An 18,105-nucleotide genomic window follows, 5' to 3' on the forward strand; every position below is an offset into this window, starting at 1 on the left:
ATGATTGAATTTTAATGATTTATAACTTAGTGTAATCTATACAATTAGTTGATTCATAGTGTGTTTTATTTTCGAAAAGGTTCTTTTTACTTATTACTTTTATAAAAAAAATAAAACGTGCACTCAACTTTATGAGCAACCAAACTAAAAATTTTCCGGATCTTAATTATTTAAACTTAGGTCATGCCAATAAAATTCACTGGCAATTAAGTCCTGCAGAACTTATTGAAAAAGCTATTTGTAATGGCGAAGGCACTCTTGCTGATAGTGGCGCACTTGCAATTGATACAGGTAAATTTACCGGCCGGTCTCCCAAAGACAGGTTTATTGTTGCCGATGAAATAACAGAAAATTCGGTTTGGTGGGGTGACATTAACATAAAATTCAGCTCTAAGAAATTTGATGCCTTAATGAATAAGGTAACAGATTACCTTTCTGACAAAGAAATATATATCAGAGATGCATACGCCTGCGCAGATCAGGATCACAAATTAAATATCCGTGTAGTTACAGAAACTGCCTATCAAAACCTTTTTGCCAACAATTTATTTTTGCGTCCTGATTGTATTAGTGAATCAGAACCAGAATGGAGTATTATTGCCGCTCCGGGGTTTTTGGCAGATCCGGCAACTGATGGAACCCGGCAGTCAAACTTTGCTATACTGAACTTTACCCGAAAAATAATTCTTATTGGCGGTACAGGTTATACAGGTGAAATTAAGAAAGGGATTTTTTCTGTTTTAAATTTTATCCTTCCGCATCAAAAGCAGGTTCTTTCTATGCATTGCTCTGCTAATGTGGGCAAAGAAGGTGACACCGCTATTTTCTTTGGCTTATCCGGTACCGGAAAAACTACTTTATCTGCCGATCCGAACAGAGGTTTAATTGGCGATGATGAGCATGGCTGGGGAAATGAATCTGTATTTAATTTTGAAGGAGGATGTTATGCCAAATGCGTTGACCTGACCGCTCATACAGAACCGCAAATTTTTAAGGCAATCAGATTCGGGGCCCTGCTGGAGAATATTCATTATTTTGAAGGCTCAAGATCGGTTGACTTTTCAAATATTCAAAAAACCGAAAATACCAGGGTAGCATATCCTATTAATTATATTGATAATGCTATAGAGCCATCTATTGCTCCCGTTCCGAGAAACATTTTCTTTCTTACAGCTGATGCATTTGGCGTATTGCCTCCGATTTCAAAATTAAATTCAGGGCAGGCTATGTATCATTTTATTTCAGGATATACTGCAAAAGTTGCCGGGACTGAAGCCGGTATTACAGAACCTCAAACCACTTTTTCTGCATGTTTCGGGAAGGCATTTTTACCATTGCATCCCACAAAGTATGCTGAATTGCTGGGGAATAAAATGAAAAAGGGGGAGGTAAATGTGTGGCTTATCAATACCGGATGGACCGGAGGCCCTTATGGGATCGGTTCACGCATGAAGCTGGGATTTACCAGAGCCATGATCACTGCTGCTTTAAATAATGAGCTTTCTGATATTCAGTTTGAAGAGCATCCTGTGTTTGGTTTAATGATGCCTTTAAGCTGTCCGAATGTTCCGGCAGAAATTTTAAATCCTAGAAATACCTGGAAAGATAATAAGGCTTATGATCAGAAATCAGCTGATTTAGCACAGGCTTTTGTAAATAACTTTAAGCAGTTTGCCGAATTCGCAAATGAAGAAATTATGAGTGCAGCGCCAAAAATTGCGTTAAAGGTATAATTGTATTATTTACACTCAAATTTGCATTTCCAACAAAATTTAGTTTTCATTGTAAAAGAATGTCTCACAGGGAGACATTCTTTTTTTAATATAAGCGTTATAAAAATTTTCCAAATTTGTTGATTTGGGAATAAATGACAAATAAATTCTATATTTAGCATGCCTTTTTAATGAGAATTTAAAAGCATTATTTTAAAAACTAATAAGCAAAACTTTGTTATAACATTCACAATTCATAACAAATCCACCAGCAAATCAATTAATTCATATATTTAATCAAAACTAAAAACTAAAATTTTAAAAAAATGGCAAACGCACCAAAACCAACATCGGCGAAGAAAGAGAGCTCTGGTTCTAACCTTTTTGCAAGTTTATCGATTGTCATCTGTATTCTTGTAGGTATCCTGTTATGGAAATTCGTTATGGGAGATGCCTCAAATTTCGAGGGCGGAGACAATACAGGGCACCCACTACCCGGTAATTATTTTGGAATGGTTTATAAAGGCGGATACATTGTACCTGTTTTGATGGGCTTATTTTTAATGGTAATTGTATTTTCTTTTGAGCGTTTCTTCGTGATCAGCAAAGCTACAGGTAAAGGAAATATCGATTCTTTTGTAAAAAGAATTCAGGAATTCTTAGGAAGAGGAAATATCGATGCAGCTATGGCTGAATGCGATAAACAAGAAGGTTCTGTTGCTAACGTAATCAAGTCTGGCTTGAAGAAATATAAAGAAATGGAAGTTGAACCTAATATGGATACTGAGCAAAAATGTTTAGCTATTCAGAAGGATATCGAAGAAGCTACTGCTTTGGAAATGCCAATGTTAGAGCAAAACTTAACCATCATCGCTACTTTAGTATCTATTGGTACTTTAATGGGATTGTTAGGAACAGTAACTGGTATGATCAAGGCCTTCGCAGGTTTAGCAACTGCAGGTTCTCCGGATCAGGCAGCATTAGCAAATGGTATTTCTGAAGCACTAATTAATACTGCAACAGGTATCGCTACATCTGCTTTAGCTATCATCATGTACAACTTGTTTACTTCTAAAATTGATAAATTAACTTATTCAATTGATGAGGCAGGTTTCTCTATCGTGCAGACTTACGCCAGCACACACAAATAATAGTTTTGAAAAATAAATTAATCCGGGTTATGGAAAACCCGGATTAATTTCATCACTAAATAAATCAGATATTAATTTTAAAAAATAAGCAATGCCTAGAATTAAAATTGCCAGAAAAAGTACAGCTATCGATATGACGGCAATGTGCGATGTGGCTTTCCTGTTGCTTACGTTCTTTATTCTGACCGCAACTGCACGTCAGCCTGAGCCATTACCGGTTGATACCCCGGCCTCTACGGTGAAAATTAAATTACCGGATTCGGATATTGCAACTCTTACAATAGGACAGGGAAAAGTGTTTTTTGGTATTCCTGGTCAGGATGTTCGTACACTTCTTTTAGAAAAAATGAGCAAGCAGTACGGTATTCAGTTTACACCGGAAGAAATAAAAAGATTCTCTGTTATGGAAAGTTTTGGAGTACCAATAGGTAATCTAAAGCAGATAATTGCATTGAAAGGCGAGGAACGTAATAAAGAAGGATTGCAACCGGGTATTCCTGTAGATTCAGTAGGTGTACAGCCTTCAGAATTACACCAATGGATTTACCAGGCTCGTTATGCGACCAAAGAATTGCATAATGTAGATATGCGTATCAGTATCAAAGGGGATTCCAAAGAAGAATATCCGGAAATCAAAAAGATCATTGGAATTCTTCAGGATCAAAATATTAATAAATTCAGCTTGATCACTTCGTTAAGAGGTGAAGACAACTAGTTTTTAAACTAAAAGATTTATACAATGGCAGAATTAGATACCTCCGGCGGGGGTAAAAAAGGCGGCGGTAAAGTAAGAACCAAAAAAATGTCTACCCGTGTAGATTTAACTGCAATGGTAGATTTGGCTTTTTTACTTATTACCTTTTTTATGCTTACCACCACTTTATCAAAGCCCCAGGCAATGGACCTGGCGATGCCGGATAAGGAAAAAACAGATGAACAGCAACTTACTATTGCTGATAATCGCACGATGACTATTTTGTTAGGGTCGGGAAACAGATTAGAATGGTATATGGGTTTAGTTGATAAGCAATTAACTCCGCCTACTGTTGAAGGTTATGGTAAAAATGGAATCCGTAAAGCCATTTTAGATAAGTCAAAAGAGGTTGTTGGTATTACCGGAGATCCCAAAAAGGGATTGATTGTTTTAATCAAGCCCAGCGATAAATCTAATTACAGGAATTTGGTAGATATCCTGGATGAAATGAAAATTTCAAACGTGCAGACTTACGCTATTGTTGATATTTCAGATCCTGAAATAGAATTACTTACGCGTGACGGTATCTACAAATAATAATAAGTTACAATAATAAACCCTTTAAAAAATATTAAAATGTCCAAAATAGATTTATTTAAACCTCAGTGGCTGGACGTTGTTTTTGCAGGAAGAAACAAATCATACGGTGCGTATGACTTAAGGAAGGGAAATTCCCGGACAACCAATAAAGCAGTAGTTATTGGTGTTATTCTTTTTGTTGTAGCAGTGAGTACTCCTCTTATAGTTCGTTATATCTCCGGTATTTTACCTGAAGAAGAAGCTGTAAAGGTTACAGAAGTTGTTCTTGCTCCACCTCCTCCTATTAACAAGGAAGAAGTTCCGCCACCTCCGCCAGAACCGCCGAAACCAAAGGTAGATCAGGTGAAATTTCCTCCTCCGGTAGTTGTTCCGGCTGAAGAAGTTAGAGATGAAGAGCCACCTACAGTAGAAGAATTAAAAGTTGCTGATCCAGGTCAGAAGACAATTGAAGGTGATCCGAATGCTGAAATTAAAATTGATGAGCCGGTTGGCGAAGCTCCAAAGCAGGCAGAAGTAACTGAAGATGTCAATACAATCTTTACAAGCGTAGAGGTTGCTCCAGAATTTCCTGGTGGTATCAAAAAATTCTACGATTATCTTGGAAAAAATTATCGTTATCCTGCTATGGCCCGTGAACAGGGTGTACAGGGAAAGGTTATTATGCAATTCGTTGTAGAAAGAGACGGAAGCTTAACCGATATTAAAGTTCTTAGAGATCTGGGTTTAGGTACTGGAGAAGAAGCTGTCAGATTACTGAAAAGCATGCCTAAATGGAAACCAGGTATTCAAAATGGACGCCCGGTTAGGGTAGCTTATACTTTACCTTTTGCGCTAAATTTGGCAGGACAGTAAGATGTTAAAGAATGATAAAGTACAGAAATCGCCCGCAAAGCGATTTCTGTTTGTTTTAGGCCTTGCCATGTTTGCACTTTATTTTGTGCTGGGCTTGATTATAATTTTCTGGAAAGATTTTCCGCTTGCTTTAACTCTTGGATACAGGATAGCTTTTGGTGTACTTTTAATAGTATATTCATTCTTTAGGTTTATTCGATTATTAAAACAGCAGTCATGAAACTTAATCAAATAATTATATTGTATTTGATATCTGTATTAAGTATTTCCTGTGGTAGTTCAACAAATGAAAAATCTACTTATACAAGCGGAACTGCTAAAATACTGGTAGATGAGTCCTTTTCACCGATTGTAGAGGATCAGGCTTATGTGTTTGAAAATGCTTATCCAAATACCAAACTTGATATTATTTATAAGGCCGAAAATGAATTGCTTAATCTCTTTTTCAAAGACAGCATCAGGGTTGCGATACTCTCCAGAGAATTAAAACCTGATGAATCTAAGTTCTATGAAAATAAAAACATTAAAATTCGCGTTAATCGGTTTGCAATAGATGGAATAGCCTTGGTAAATCACCAATCCAGTCCTGACAGCACCATTACTGTATCAGAAATAATAACTTTAATGCAGGGAAAGAAAGGAAGAATAAAAAGTTTAGTTTTTGACAATCCTAATTCAAGTACGGTAAGATATTTTAAAGATTTGTCGGGTATTAAAGATCTGCCCAAGGACGGAGTATATGCGTTGAAGTCAAATCCGGATGTGATCAGATATGTGAATGATAATCCAGGAGCAATAGGTGTTATTGGAATCAACTGGATCGTTCAGCCGGATAAAGACCTGGAACCAATAGTGAATAATTTAAAGATACTGGGTGTAAAGAATATTGAAGGCAAGAGTGGTTCGGATAAATTTTATAAACCTAATCAGAATGATCTGGCAATGGGTTTATATCCGTTAACCCGAAGCTTATATATCATAGATGCTGAAGGCAGGCCTGGTTTAGGCACAGGATTTGCAACCTTTATTGCAGGAGAACGTGGTCAGAGGATCGTACTAAAATCCGGACTTCTGCCAGATAGTATCCCATCACGCGAAGTGATAATCAGACAGAATAATTAACAATTTAAACTTGGACCATGAAAATGATTAAAATGGCAATAAAAACAACCTTAGGGTTGGTTTTGGTAGGTTCATCTGTTTTTGCACAAAGTTTAGCTGATGCAAAAAAAGCAATTGACGCAGAACAATACCAAAAAAGTAAAACTATATTAAAAGGGTTAATTAATTCTCAGCCAACAAATGCTGAAAATTTCTTTTATCTCGGTAATGTTTATTTAAAAACTGATTATATTGATTCGGCAAAAATGACTTATAATAAAGGAATTACTGCCAATGCTACATTTCCTTTAAATTATGTAGGACTTGGAGCAGTCGATCTTGCTTTAAATATACCTAATCCTAAAACTCATTTTGATAAGGCTCTTTCTGTAACGCCAAAGAAGGATCATAAAACTCTTCTTTACATTGGTAAGGCTTACGCTGCTGCGCCAAAACCAAATGGTGCTGCTGCTGTTGAGGCATTGGAGAAAGCAAAATCAATGAATGCAAAGGATGCAGAAATATTCTTAGCGCTTGGTGATGCATACCGTGCTCAGCAAAAGAATAGCGAAGCGTTTAGCAGCTACCGTACAGCTTTTGACATGGATAAGAAATTATTGCGTGCTAAAATTGAACTTGGAGTGTTAAATAAATTATCTAAAGCATATCCTGAATCTGTTGCAGAATTTAACAGTGTTATTGCTTTAGACCCTAATTATGGTCCTGCATACCGCGAGTTGGCAGAAACTTACTACTACTGGGGTAATGCCGAGTCATCTAAATATGATGAGCGTATTAAGCAGGCCTTAACATTTTACGAGAAATATATGGATCTTACAGACAGATCTTTAGAGTCTCGTGAGCGTCATGCTACATTTTTAATTCTTGCTAAAGAATACAAAGCTTTAGAAAAAGAGGCTAATGAAATGGCTTCTTTAGATAAAACAAATCCAAGAATCTTAAGATATTTAGGATACGCTGCTTTTGAAAACGGAAATTATCCGGCTAGTATCCAGGCATTGAAAGACTGGACCAGCAAAGCTGATACAAGTCGTTTAATTGCTTTGGATTATTTATACCTGGGCCGTGCTCAAATGAAAACTCCTGGATTAGAAACAGAGGGAATCAATAACCTGAAGAAAGCTATCGATATAGATTCTACAAATGCGGAAGTGATGAGTGATATAGGTAAAGCATTATTCACCGGAAAGAAATATGGAGAAGCTGCTCAGACATTTGAGATTGCTATTAAAAATCCTGCTTCAAAAACGGTGGCTTACGATAATTTCTATTTAGGAATGTCTCACTATTTTGATTATGCAAGTAAAGCGAATGCAAAGCAAAATCCTGATGTAAGTATATTAACTAAAGCAGATTCTGCATTTAGCTATGTTATTAAAGTGGCTCCTAATAATCCGGATGCATATTTATACCGTGCAAGGGTTAAAAAATTAGTGGATGATCAGGAAAATATGAAAGGTTTAATGGTTCCTGATTATGAAAAATATCTTGAAATTATATTAGCAAAACCTAATGCTACTGCTGAATCTCGTATTAAAAATACGGTGATAGAAGCTTACAACAATCTGGGTGCTTATTATATCAGGACTGAGCCTTCAAAGGCTAAAGAATACTTTAACAAAGTAACTCAACTTGATCCATCCAATCCGTATGCGTCAAGTGCCCTTAAACAAATGGGCGGAAGTAAAAAATAAGTCATTCCTTAAAATCAAACAGAAAGAGCCGAAATTTTCGGCTCTTTCTGTTTATATTTGCCCCCGTTCAATATTTTATTATGGAAGCGCAAAGTACCGCTGTTAATTATTTGCCCATCATATTCCAAATCCTGGTTGCTCTGGGATTTGTGTTATTTACTATGTTTTTAACACATATGATTGGTCCAAAACGCAAAACTAAAGATAAATTGGTTTCGTTTGAGTCAGGAATTGAATCTATTGGAAATGCCAGACAGCCATTTTCAATTAAGTATTTTTTAGTAGCTATTCTTTTTGTGCTATTTGATGTGGAGGTTATATTTATGTACCCCTGGGCCGTTAATTTCAGAGATTTCGGTGTAAATGGATTGATTGAAATGTTCATTTTTATAGGAACCTTACTATTAGGATTTATCTACATCATTAAAAAGGGTGCCCTGGACTGGGAATAGCATTTAGATCGGTTCTAAATCCTCGATAAAACCGGGATTAGAGATCAAAATTGTAAATTTGCCATTCAATTAGTAATATATTGAATGTTAACTGGAAAGAGTAGTATGAGTGAAGTTAATTTAGTTGAAGCTCCTCCGGGTGTTGAAGGATCAGGATTTTTCGCCACCTCAATGGAGAAAGTGGTTGGCCTGGCAAGATCACATTCATTATGGCCTTTACCTTTTGCTACTTCCTGTTGTGGTATAGAATTTATGGCCACCATGGGTTCGCATTATGATTTTTCAAGATTTGGCTCTGAGCGTCCAAGTTTTTCTCCGCGTCAGGCTGATTTATTAATGGTAATGGGAACCATCGCAAAAAAAATGGGACCCGTTCTGAAACAGGTTTACCTTCAAATGGCCGAACCCAGATGGGTGATTGCTGTTGGCGCCTGTGCATCAAGCGGTGGTATTTTTGATACCTATTCAGTAATGCAGGGTATTGATGAAATTATTCCTGTAGATGTATATGTTCCCGGATGCCCACCGCGGCCCGAAGCTATAATTGATGGATTTAATAAAATTCAGGAATTAGTAAAGCACGAATCGCTGCGTCGCAGGGATTCTCCAGAATATCAAGAATTATTGTCTAAATACGGAATCCTGTAATGGGTAAATTAAGCAAGCAGATTATACTGCAAAAAATAACCTCACGTTTCGGCGAACAGATATCTGTTCCAACAGATCCGTTTGGATTATTAACGTTTGAAACCAGCAAGGATAATATTCGTGAAATATTAACCTTTTTAAAGGAAGACAAAGAATTACAATTCAATTATCTTACTGATATTACCGGTATTCATTACCCGGAAAATGAATTAGGGATTGGTGTAATTTATCACTTACATAGTTTAATTAACAATGTAAGGGTACGCATTAAGGTTTTTTTAAATACAGAAAATCCTGTAATTCCTACTGCTACCACTTTATGGCAGGGTGCAAACTGGATGGAACGAGAAACTTACGATTTCTTCGGAATCAATTTTGAAGGCCATCCGAACCTGGTTCGTATTTTAAATGTTGACGATATGACGGTTTTCCCGATGAGAAGAGAATATCCATTGGAAGATCCCAATCGTGTTGATAAAAAAGATTATTTCTTCGGTAGATAATGAATAACCATCCTGTTTTCACAGATAACGATCCTCAGAAGGAGACCATTACTTTAAACCTTGGTCCTACCCACCCGGCTACGCATGGAGTTTTCCAGAATGTGCTGGAGATGGACGGAGAGCGAATTGTAAGCGGAGTTTCTACTATCGGATACATTCATCGTGCATTTGAAAAAATTGCCGAACACCGTCCGTTCTATCAAATTACGCCGCTTACAGACCGGATGAATTACTGTTCCTCTCCAATTAATAATATGGGATGGCACATGACGGTTGAAAAGCTGTTAGAAATTCAAACTCCCAAACGTGTAGATTATCTTCGGGTAATTGTTATGGAGCTGGCCCGTATTTCTGATCATTTGATCTGCAATGGAATTTTAGGTGTAGATACCGGTGCATTTACCGGCTTCCTCTGGTTAATGGAAGAACGCGAACATATTTATGAGATTTACGAAGAAATTTGCGGAGCTCGTTTAACTACTAACGTAGGCAGAATAGGCGGCTTTGAGCGGGATTTTAATGATATCGCTTTTGCGAAAATCAAACAATTTCTGGTAAAGTTCCCGCCAATACTAAAGGAATTCGAAAAGTTATTTAATCGTAACCGGATTTTTATTGAACGTACTTCTGGTGTTGGAGCGGTAGATCCGGAAACCGCTTTAAATTACAGCTGGAGCGGTCCTATTCTTCGTGCCACAGGCGTGGATTATGATGTGCGTGTAAATGAACCCTATTCTTCGTATGAAGATTTTGATTTTGATATCCCGGTAGGAAATACCGGCGATGTATATGATCGTTACATAGTTAGAAATGAAGAAATCTGGCAGAGTTTGCGAATAATAGAGCAAGCCCTGCAGAAGATAGAAAAGGAACCTAAAGGCGTTTTTCATGCCGATGTTCCTGAATTTTACCTTCCTCCAAAAGAAGAGGTTTACAATAATATGGAAGCCCTAATTTATCATTTTAAAATAGTGATGGGCGAAATTGATACTCCGAAAACCGAAGTTTATCATGCGGTAGAAGGAGGAAACGGCGAGTTAGGCTTTTATCTGGTAAATGATGGCGGACGTTCTCCGTATCGTTTGCATTTCCGCCGCCCAAGTTTCATTAATTATCAAATGTATGCGCCGATGAGCGCAGGGATGCTTTTGTCTGATGCGATAATTAATATGAGTAGTTTAAACGTAATTGCAGGAGAGTTAGATGCTTAAAGTTACAGAAACAGAACAGGTAGAATTTCCGGCAGCGATGATTTCAGAATTTGAAACTATCGTACAAAGATATCCCGAAGGGAAACAAAAATCAGCCTTACTGCCACTGCTTCATTTGGTGCAGGCCGAATATGGATGGTTGAGCACCGCTTCCATGGATCGTGTAGCCGGATATCTGGATATTCATCCTATCGAAGTTTATGAGGTAGCTTCTTTTTATACCATGTTCTTTTTAAAACCTCAGGGAAAATTTGTTCTGGAGGTTTGCCGTACCGGTCCTTGTTGTCTGGTTGGAGCCGAAAAGATCATGAAACATATTGAAGTAACTTTAGGTGTAAAAGAAGGCGAAGTTAGCGAAGATGGCATGTTCAGCTGGAGAGGTGTAGAATGTTTGGCTGCATGCGGCATGGCGCCGGTACTTCAGATCGGTCCGGATTATACATTTTACGAAAACCTAACAGAGGAAAGCGTAAATCAGTTGATAAAAGATTTAAAAAATAAGATTTGAGAAACGGTTGCAAAATCTGGAGCATATCCCAGAAAGTAATGTCTCAATCCAGCATCTACTAGAGAATGGCTCGTAAATTATTATTAGAACATATTAATGTCCCAGGCATCCATACTTTCGACGTATATCGTCAGAAGGGCGGATACCGTTCGGTAGAAAAAGCTTTGAAAACCATGTCAACAGACGATGTGGTTGAGGAAGTTAAGAAATCCGGCTTACGGGGTCGTGGTGGTGCAGGTTTTCCTACCGGGATGAAGTGGAGCTTTCTGGCAAAACCAGAAGGCAAGGCACGTTATCTGGTTTGCAATGCCGATGAATCAGAACCTGGAACATTTAAAGATCGTCACCTGATGACCTATCTTCCGCATCTTTTAATAGAGGGAATGATTGTTTCAAGCTATGCTTTAGGTGCTGCTACTTCCTTTATCTATGTTCGCGGTGAAATGATGCCGCAAATCCGCATACTCGAAAAGGCGATTGCAGAAGCAAAAAACGCCGGATTTTTAGGAAAAAATATTTTAGGATCCGGATACGATCTTGAATTACATGTGCAGCCGGGTGGCGGTGCATATATTTGCGGCGAAGAAACCGCATTAATAGAATCCCTGGAAGGCAAGCGTGGTAATCCACGAATTAAACCTCCTTTCCCTGCAATCTCGGGTTTGTATGGATGTCCTACCGTAGTGAATAATGTAGAATCTATTGCTGCAGTTGTCCCAATTATTAATGATGGTGGTGATGAATATGCCAAAATAGGCATAGGCAGAAGTACCGGAACAAAGTTAATTTCGGCATCGGGTAATTTAAACAAACCGGGCATTTACGAAATTGATCTGGGCTTACCTGTTGAAGAATTTATATATTCTGATGAGTATTGCGGTGGTATTGCCAATGGCAAACGCTTAAAAGCAGTTGTTGCCGGCGGATCATCAGTTCCTATTCTGCCTGCTAATCTGATTTTAAAAACATTAACAGGCGAAAGTCGATTAATGAGTTATGAATCTTTGGCCGAGGGTGGATTCCAATCCGGGTCTATGATGGGTTCAGGTGGTTTTATTGCTTTTGACGAAGATCAATGTATTGTACGCAACACCTGGAACTTCAGCCGTTTTTATCATCACGAAAGTTGCGGACAATGTTCGCCTTGCCGTGAAGGAACAGGCTGGATGGAGAAGGTTTTACACAGACTTGAATACGGTCATGGTAAAATGAGTGATCTGGATTTACTGGTAGATGTTTCTAAAAAGATAGAAGGAAATACAATTTGCCCGCTGGGCGATGCGGCAGCCTGGCCTGTTGCCAGTGCCATCCGTCATTTCCGTGATGAATTTGAATGGCACGTAACAAACCCTTCTGATGCATTAAACAGAAATTATGGGATTGCTAACTATGCAGATCCATTGCCAAAGCTTGAGGAAATAAGTTAATACACGTCATTTTTAACAAATGACTAAATAAAGAAATAGAGAGATCTTTAACATGAGTGAAAAAGTTAAAGTTACCATAGATGGGATTACGGTTGAAGTAGAACCGGGAACAAGCATCCTCAATGCCGCAAGGCAGATAGGCGGGGATATTGTACCTCCTGCTATGTGCTATTATTCGAAGCTGGAAGGTAGTGGCGGTAAATGCCGTACTTGTTTGGTAAAGGTGAGTAAGGGTTCAGAAAAAGATCCCCGTCCGATGCCGAAACTGGTGGCTTCCTGCCGTACCGGTGTAATGGATGGAATGGAGGTTGAGAATATTACTTCTCCTGAAGTTATTGAAGCCCGCAAAGGTGTTGTGGAGATGTTATTGATTAACCATCCATTAGACTGTCCAATTTGTGATCAGGCTGGAGAGTGCCATTTGCAGGATCTGAGCTATGAGCACGGTGTTGAGAAAACCCGGTATGAATTTGAACGACGCACTTTCGATAAAATCGATATCGGCGACAAAATTCAGCTGCATATGACCCGATGCATTTTATGTTATCGTTGCGTATATGTTGCCGATCAGATAACCAATAATCGGGTTCACGGAGTATTGGGAAGAGGAGATGCATCAGAAATTTCCACGTACATAGAAAAGGCTATTGATAATGATTTCTCAGGAAACGTTATTGACGTTTGCCCTGTTGGTGCCTTAACTGACCGCACCTTTCGTTTTAAAAACAGAGTATGGTTTACCAAACCTGTTGACGCCCACCGCGATTGCCCAACCTGTAAAGGAGAAGTAACCCTTTGGTATAAGGGAGAAGAAGTTTTACGTGTTACCGGTCGCAAAGATCAGTTTGGCGAAGTAGCTGATTTTATTTGCAATACCTGCCGGTTTGAAACAAAAAAGACCAGTGATTGGGTAATTGAAGGACCAAGGCACATTGCCAAAACTTCTGTAATATCATCTAATCATTATGAAATGGCTAAACCGTTGGATGTAATAAAACATAATCCAATACTGATAGAAGCTAATAAGGAAGAATTCGAACGAGCAACGAAAATTTAATGGAACTATCATTTATCATAGAGAAATTTATTCTGATTACCGTGATCTTTTTGGTCAGCCTGGGAATCGCGGCTTATTCAACACTTGCCGAACGTAAAATTGCGGGTTATCTGCAAGACCGGGTAGGCCCTAACCGTGCCGGTCCGGGTGGTATGTTTCAGCCTCTTGCAGATGGTCTGAAAATGTTTATGAAGGAGGAAATAATTCCCGCAGACGCAAACCGGTTTTTGTTTATTGCCGGCCCTTCACTTGCATTATTAACTGCCTGTATTGGTAGCGCAGTTATTCCCTGGGGGCAGGATATGGTGATAGGGGATCGTATTATTCCATTGCAGGTAACTGATATTAATGTTGGTATTTTGTACATTTTTGGCGTAGTTTCTTTAGGAGTATACGGCTTAATGATTGGTGGCTGGGCCTCCAATAATAAATTCTCATTAATGGGAGCTATACGTGCGGCCTCACAAAATATCAGCTATGAAATTCCTATGGGACTTTCGATCATTGCTCTCTTATTAGTAACCAATACGCTTAGTCTGAAAGAGATTTCTGAAATGCAGCACGGAGGTAACTGGAATATTTTGTATCAGCCTTTAGGTTTTTTAATATTCATGGTGTGTTCATTTGCCGAAACAAATAGAACACCTTTTGATTTACCCGAATGCGAAACCGAACTGGTTGGCGGTTATCATACGGAATATTCAGGTTTTAAAATGGGTGCATTCATGTTTGCCGAATATCTGAATATGTTTGTAGCATCGGCAGTGATGTCTACCTTATATTTTGGTGGATACAACTACCCGGGAATGGATTATGTAAATGGATTGGTTGGCCCGATAATAGGACCGCTGATTGGAATGGCGGTATTATTTGCTAAAGTATTTGCATTTATTTTCTTCTTCATGTGGGTTCGGTGGACAGTTCCACGTTTCCGCTACGATCAGTTAATGAATTTGGGATGGAAAGTTCTGATTCCTTTAGCTATAGCAAACATCGTGATCACCGGAATATGGATTACGATTTACGATAAACTTTAATAATTTTATCCTCTCCATTAGAGGATTAGAGGTGGGAATATGGAATCATTAAGTAACAGAAAGAAAGTTCTGGATCAAAAACCAATGAATTTCTGGGAGCGTTTATATCTCCCTGCAATTTTTCAGGGTATGGCCATTACTTTCAAACATATGTTTAAAAAGAAGGAAACTATTTTTTATCCTGAAGTAGAGAGGGAGTTTTCTGAAAACTGGCGTGGATTACATTCTTTAAAAAGAGATGAACAGGGACGTGAGCGCTGTACTGCCTGCGGATTATGTGCATTATCTTGTCCCGCAGAAGCAATTACAATGATTGCTGCCGAACGTCAAAAAGGAGAAGAGAACTTATATCGCGAAGAAAAATATGCAGCCGTTTATGAAATAAATATGCTGCGTTGTATTTTTTGCGGATTATGCGAGGAGGCCTGTCCTAAAGAAGCAATTTATCTGGATGGCCCTATAGTAAAATCAGACTATTTGAGAAAAGACTTTATCTACGGTAAAGACAAACTTGTTGAAGAACCCCTAAAATCGTAAAATATTATACCTTTGCAGCCTTATAAACAGGCTAAAGGCTAAACTATAGCATTGATGAGTATATCTCTATTTTATTTAATTGCATTTTTATCAATCTTTTTTTCTGTAATGGTGATCTTTTCAAAGAACCCCATTCACAGTGTTTTATATCTCATTATCACCTTTTTCACCTTCACCATACACTACATTTTACTTAATGCCCAGTTTCTGGCCATCGTAAATTTTATTGTGTATATGGGAGCCATCATGGTATTATTCCTGTTTTTACTCATGCTTCTAAATCTCAACGAAGATTCAGAGCCTATGAAATCTAATCTGCTTAAAATTGCCGGAGTGATTGCAGGAATGAGCCTATTAATTACTCTGGTGGGATCATTAAAATCATTACATATTTCTGATCCGGTTATTTTACAAACTCAGGATCTGGGCTTGGTTAAAAATCTGGGGAAAGTTTTATTCAGCGAATTTTTGCTTCCTTTTGAAGTTTCTTCAATTCTGTTGCTGGTTGCAATGGTAGGAGCAGTTTTATTGGCCAAAAAAGATACTAAACGCATATAATGGAAAATGTAACTCAAGCCATGCAGGGCGTTCCTTTAAATCATTACATATTATTAAGTGCCATTGTTTTCGCAATTGGTGTAATGGGTGTTTTGATACGCAGAAATGCGATCATAATTTTTATGTCGGTAGAATTAATGCTGAATGCGGTTAATTTGTTATTAACGGCGTTTTCTGTACATCACAATGATGCTTCGGGACAAGTGTTTGTATTCTTTATTATGGCACTGGCCGCCGCCGAAGTTGCGGTAGGACTGGCAATTATTGTAATGATCTACCGGAATACACATTCAACCGATATTGATGTGTTGAACAAATTAAAGTGGTAAAATACTCAATGTAATCCTGCGCAGATCAAATGATTTGCAATCGATAGTACAGATCCTTCTTTTATAAGGATGGAAATTATATAGATAAGAATGATAAATTTAGTTTGGTTAGTTCCTTTAATCCCTCTGATTGGTTTCCTGATCAACGGACTGGGACGTAATTTTTTGCCTAAAAACCTGGTCGGAGCTATTGCCAGTTTGGCGGTTTTGCTTTCTTTCGGAATTAGTTTAGGGATCTTTTTTGAATTAAATTCTTCTGAAGTTAAATCCTTTACAATCCCTCTTTTCGATTGGATTAATGCAGGAAGTTTAACTGTACCATTCTCTTTCTTGGTAGATCCGCTAAGCTCATTAATGCTGCTGATCGTTACCGGGATAGGTTTCCTTATCCACATTTATTCTATAGGTTACATGCATCATGATGCTGGTTTCGCAAAGTTTTTTGCTTACCTCAACCTTTTTATATTCTTCATGCTATTGTTGGTACTTGGTTCTAACTATGTCATCATGTTCATCGGTTGGGAAGGAGTAGGATTATGTTCTTATCTGCTAATCGGATTTTGGTTTACCAATATTTCTTACGCAAGCGCAGCTAAAAAGGCATTTGTTATGAACAGGATTGGTGATTTGGGTTTCCTGATTGCAGTTTTCCTGATCTATACCATGTTTGGGAGTGTAGAATTTTCAAAAATATTTCCGCAGGCCGCATCAATGGTTTCAGGCGATTCTACATTAATTTTAATTACAGCCTTACTTTTTGTAGGAGCTATCGGTAAATCAGCGCAAATTCCTTTGTTCACCTGGCTTCCCGATGCGATGGCTGGACCAACGCCGGTTTCAGCTTTAATACATGCGGCAACAATGGTTACAGCCGGTATTTACATGATCGCCCGTTCTAATATTCTTTTTACACTTGCACCTCAAACGCTGGAGGTAGTGGCAGTAATTGGATTAGCTACCGCAATTTTGGCGGCCACCATCGCCTTAACCCAAACTGATATTAAAAAGGTTCTGGCATATTCAACCGTTTCTCAGTTGGGCTATATGTTTCTGGGACTTGGAGTTGGCGCATATACAGGTGCATTCTTTCACGTGATTACGCACGCATTTTTTAAGGCGCTTCTATTTCTGGGTGCAGGTTCTGTAATTCATGCGGCAAGCAATGAGCAGGACATGCGTCATATGGGCGGGTTAAAAAAGAAACTTCCGGTTACATTTTTAACGATGATGATTGGTACTATCGCTATAGCGGGTTTACCACCATTTGCGGGATTCTTTTCAAAAGATGAAATTCTGGCCCACGTTTATGAACACAACAAAGTTTACTGGGTAATTGGAGTAATTGGTGCAATGTTCACCGCATTTTATATGTTCAGAATGATGTTCCTTACTTTTTATGGTAATTTCCGCGGAACTTCAGATCAGGAGCATCATTTGCATGAGTCTCCCAAATCAATGACCATTCCCTTAATTATTCTCGCAGTTTTATCGGTTATCGGAGGATTCATTGGAGTTCCCGAAGTATTGGGCGGAGGGCACTGGTTGTCTAAATTTCTGGAACCGGTATTTCAAGCTTCAAATAATAAAATGGCTGGTTTAACTCTGGATCATAGTACTGAATTCGTATTGATGGGAGTTTCTGTTGCCGCGGCACTGGCAGCATCCATGTATGCTTACATTCGTTATGTTAAAGGTGCACATGTTCCTGTTGCAGATACTATCGCCCGACCTGCCTTCTCTAAAATATCTTACAATAAATATTACATAGACGAGATTTATAATGCTGTTTTCACCCGTCCTCTGGATGCTTTATCAGGATTCTTTTATAAGATAGTGGATAAACGTGGAATCGACGGATTGGTTAACGGCTTGGGTGCAGGTGCCAATGAAGCAAGTAAAGGCTTCAGGTTAATTCAGTCAGGAAATGTAGGTTTCTACATATTCATGATGGTAGCCGGTATAATTGCTTTGCTGGTATATGGTTTTTATAAAATTTAATAACAAGGATTAGAA

19 protein-coding genes are annotated in these 18,105 nt (G+C 38.3%); all 19 read left to right on the top strand.

The window, feature by feature from the left end; translation table 11 throughout:
• Positions 1-131: 131 nt before the first annotated feature.
• The 19 genes from pckA (at position 132) to nuoL (ending at position 18,090) form a co-directional block, all read left to right on the top strand.
• On the top strand, positions 132-1,733 hold the full coding sequence (pckA, locus tag G521_RS0105620) for a phosphoenolpyruvate carboxykinase (ATP) (protein ID WP_026897665.1): 1,602 nt from the start codon (positions 132-134) through the stop codon (positions 1,731-1,733).
• A gap of 305 nt (positions 1,734-2,038) precedes the next feature.
• On the top strand, positions 2,039-2,863 hold the full coding sequence (locus G521_RS0105625; RefSeq protein ID WP_026897666.1) for a MotA/TolQ/ExbB proton channel family protein: 825 nt from the start codon (positions 2,039-2,041) through the stop codon (positions 2,861-2,863).
• A 91-nt stretch (positions 2,864-2,954) separates the two neighbouring features.
• Positions 2,955-3,578 carry an ExbD/TolR family protein gene (locus G521_RS0105630; protein ID WP_026897667.1) on the top strand — a complete coding sequence of 208 codons (624 nt, stop codon included), beginning with the start codon at positions 2,955-2,957 and terminating at the stop codon, positions 3,576-3,578.
• Between the two features lie 24 nt (positions 3,579-3,602).
• Positions 3,603-4,154, top strand: coding sequence for an ExbD/TolR family protein (locus tag G521_RS0105635; protein ID WP_026897668.1), 552 nt, complete (start codon positions 3,603-3,605; stop codon positions 4,152-4,154).
• Positions 4,155-4,193: 39 nt separating this feature from the next.
• Complete coding sequence (locus tag G521_RS0105640; RefSeq protein ID WP_026897669.1) at positions 4,194-5,009, top strand: energy transducer TonB; 816 nt, start codon at positions 4,194-4,196, stop codon at positions 5,007-5,009.
• A 216-nt stretch (positions 5,010-5,225) separates the two neighbouring features.
• Positions 5,226-6,131, top strand: a complete 906-nt coding sequence (locus G521_RS0105650) for a PstS family phosphate ABC transporter substrate-binding protein (protein ID WP_036678211.1) — start codon at positions 5,226-5,228, stop codon at positions 6,129-6,131.
• Between the two features lie 17 nt (positions 6,132-6,148).
• Positions 6,149-7,825, top strand: coding sequence for a tetratricopeptide repeat protein (locus tag G521_RS0105655; protein ID WP_026897672.1), 1,677 nt, complete (start codon positions 6,149-6,151; stop codon positions 7,823-7,825).
• A gap of 80 nt (positions 7,826-7,905) precedes the next feature.
• Positions 7,906-8,277 (top strand): NADH-quinone oxidoreductase subunit A, encoded by a 372-nt coding sequence (locus G521_RS0105660; RefSeq protein WP_026897673.1) that lies wholly within the window; start codon positions 7,906-7,908, stop codon positions 8,275-8,277.
• 105 nt (positions 8,278-8,382) lie between these two features.
• Positions 8,383-8,925 carry an NADH-quinone oxidoreductase subunit B gene (locus G521_RS0105665; RefSeq protein WP_026897674.1) on the top strand — a complete coding sequence of 181 codons (543 nt, stop codon included), beginning with the start codon at positions 8,383-8,385 and terminating at the stop codon, positions 8,923-8,925.
• Positions 8,925-9,428 (top strand): NADH-quinone oxidoreductase subunit C, encoded by a 504-nt coding sequence (locus G521_RS0105670; RefSeq protein WP_026897675.1) that lies wholly within the window; start codon positions 8,925-8,927, stop codon positions 9,426-9,428. Before G521_RS0105665 ends, G521_RS0105670 begins: the two co-directional genes overlap by 1 nt.
• Positions 9,428-10,639, top strand: coding sequence for an NADH-quinone oxidoreductase subunit D (locus G521_RS0105675; RefSeq protein ID WP_185095042.1), 1,212 nt, complete (start codon positions 9,428-9,430; stop codon positions 10,637-10,639). The genes G521_RS0105670 and G521_RS0105675 overlap by 1 nt, the downstream gene beginning before the upstream one ends.
• The gene (locus G521_RS0105680; RefSeq protein WP_026897677.1) at positions 10,632-11,147 is read left to right on the top strand and encodes an NADH-quinone oxidoreductase subunit NuoE family protein; all 516 of its coding nucleotides are present in this window, start codon (positions 10,632-10,634) and stop codon (positions 11,145-11,147) included. Before G521_RS0105675 ends, G521_RS0105680 begins: the two co-directional genes overlap by 8 nt.
• A 65-nt stretch (positions 11,148-11,212) precedes the next feature.
• The gene (nuoF, locus tag G521_RS0105685; RefSeq protein WP_026897678.1) at positions 11,213-12,574 is read left to right on the top strand and encodes an NADH-quinone oxidoreductase subunit NuoF; all 1,362 of its coding nucleotides are present in this window, start codon (positions 11,213-11,215) and stop codon (positions 12,572-12,574) included.
• Positions 12,575-12,626: 52 nt separating this feature from the next.
• On the top strand, positions 12,627-13,631 hold the full coding sequence (locus G521_RS0105690; RefSeq protein ID WP_026897679.1) for a 2Fe-2S iron-sulfur cluster-binding protein: 1,005 nt from the start codon (positions 12,627-12,629) through the stop codon (positions 13,629-13,631).
• Complete coding sequence (gene nuoH, locus G521_RS0105695; protein WP_026897680.1) at positions 13,631-14,668, top strand: NADH-quinone oxidoreductase subunit NuoH; 1,038 nt, start codon at positions 13,631-13,633, stop codon at positions 14,666-14,668. Before G521_RS0105690 ends, nuoH begins: the two co-directional genes overlap by 1 nt.
• A gap of 39 nt (positions 14,669-14,707) precedes the next feature.
• Positions 14,708-15,205: a NuoI/complex I 23 kDa subunit family protein gene (locus G521_RS0105700; RefSeq protein ID WP_026897681.1), complete on the top strand. Its 498-nt coding sequence runs from the start codon at positions 14,708-14,710 to the stop codon at positions 15,203-15,205.
• Positions 15,206-15,259: 54 nt separating this feature from the next.
• Positions 15,260-15,763, top strand: a complete 504-nt coding sequence (locus G521_RS0105705; protein ID WP_036678213.1) for an NADH-quinone oxidoreductase subunit J family protein — start codon at positions 15,260-15,262, stop codon at positions 15,761-15,763.
• Positions 15,763-16,092, top strand: a complete 330-nt coding sequence (gene nuoK / locus G521_RS0105710) for an NADH-quinone oxidoreductase subunit NuoK (RefSeq protein WP_026897683.1) — start codon at positions 15,763-15,765, stop codon at positions 16,090-16,092. Before G521_RS0105705 ends, nuoK begins: the two co-directional genes overlap by 1 nt.
• Before the next feature lie 90 nt (positions 16,093-16,182).
• Positions 16,183-18,090 carry an NADH-quinone oxidoreductase subunit L gene (nuoL, locus tag G521_RS0105715; RefSeq protein WP_026897684.1) on the top strand — a complete coding sequence of 636 codons (1,908 nt, stop codon included), beginning with the start codon at positions 16,183-16,185 and terminating at the stop codon, positions 18,088-18,090.
• The last annotated feature ends 15 nt before the right edge of the window (positions 18,091-18,105 follow it).

It is taken from the genome of Daejeonella oryzae DSM 19973, assembly GCF_000422945.1.
Lineage (GTDB): Bacteria > Bacteroidota > Bacteroidia > Sphingobacteriales > Sphingobacteriaceae > Daejeonella > Daejeonella oryzae.

Bases quoted from the DNA above. Each gene is read 5' to 3' on its own strand.
- pckA (WP_026897665.1), top strand. From the start codon at position 132: ATGAGCAACCAAACTAAAAATTTTCCGGATCTTAATTATTTAAACTTA.
- G521_RS0105625 (WP_026897666.1), top strand. From the start codon at position 2,039: ATGGCAAACGCACCAAAACCAACATCGGCGAAGAAAGAGAGCTCTGGT.
- G521_RS0105630 (WP_026897667.1), top strand. From the start codon at position 2,955: ATGCCTAGAATTAAAATTGCCAGAAAAAGTACAGCTATCGATATGACG.
- G521_RS0105635 (WP_026897668.1), top strand. From the start codon at position 3,603: ATGGCAGAATTAGATACCTCCGGCGGGGGTAAAAAAGGCGGCGGTAAA.
- G521_RS0105640 (WP_026897669.1), top strand. From the start codon at position 4,194: ATGTCCAAAATAGATTTATTTAAACCTCAGTGGCTGGACGTTGTTTTT.
- G521_RS0105650 (WP_036678211.1), top strand. From the start codon at position 5,226: ATGAAACTTAATCAAATAATTATATTGTATTTGATATCTGTATTAAGT.
- G521_RS0105655 (WP_026897672.1), top strand. From the start codon at position 6,149: ATGAAAATGATTAAAATGGCAATAAAAACAACCTTAGGGTTGGTTTTG.
- G521_RS0105660 (WP_026897673.1), top strand. From the start codon at position 7,906: ATGGAAGCGCAAAGTACCGCTGTTAATTATTTGCCCATCATATTCCAA.
- G521_RS0105665 (WP_026897674.1), top strand. From the start codon at position 8,383: ATGAGTGAAGTTAATTTAGTTGAAGCTCCTCCGGGTGTTGAAGGATCA.
- G521_RS0105670 (WP_026897675.1), top strand. From the start codon at position 8,925: ATGGGTAAATTAAGCAAGCAGATTATACTGCAAAAAATAACCTCACGT.
- G521_RS0105675 (WP_185095042.1), top strand. From the start codon at position 9,428: ATGAATAACCATCCTGTTTTCACAGATAACGATCCTCAGAAGGAGACC.
- G521_RS0105680 (WP_026897677.1), top strand. From the start codon at position 10,632: ATGCTTAAAGTTACAGAAACAGAACAGGTAGAATTTCCGGCAGCGATG.
- nuoF (WP_026897678.1), top strand. From the start codon at position 11,213: ATGGCTCGTAAATTATTATTAGAACATATTAATGTCCCAGGCATCCAT.
- G521_RS0105690 (WP_026897679.1), top strand. From the start codon at position 12,627: ATGAGTGAAAAAGTTAAAGTTACCATAGATGGGATTACGGTTGAAGTA.
- nuoH (WP_026897680.1), top strand. From the start codon at position 13,631: ATGGAACTATCATTTATCATAGAGAAATTTATTCTGATTACCGTGATC.
- G521_RS0105700 (WP_026897681.1), top strand. From the start codon at position 14,708: ATGGAATCATTAAGTAACAGAAAGAAAGTTCTGGATCAAAAACCAATG.
- G521_RS0105705 (WP_036678213.1), top strand. From the start codon at position 15,260: ATGAGTATATCTCTATTTTATTTAATTGCATTTTTATCAATCTTTTTT.
- nuoK (WP_026897683.1), top strand. From the start codon at position 15,763: ATGGAAAATGTAACTCAAGCCATGCAGGGCGTTCCTTTAAATCATTAC.
- nuoL (WP_026897684.1), top strand. From the start codon at position 16,183: ATGATAAATTTAGTTTGGTTAGTTCCTTTAATCCCTCTGATTGGTTTC.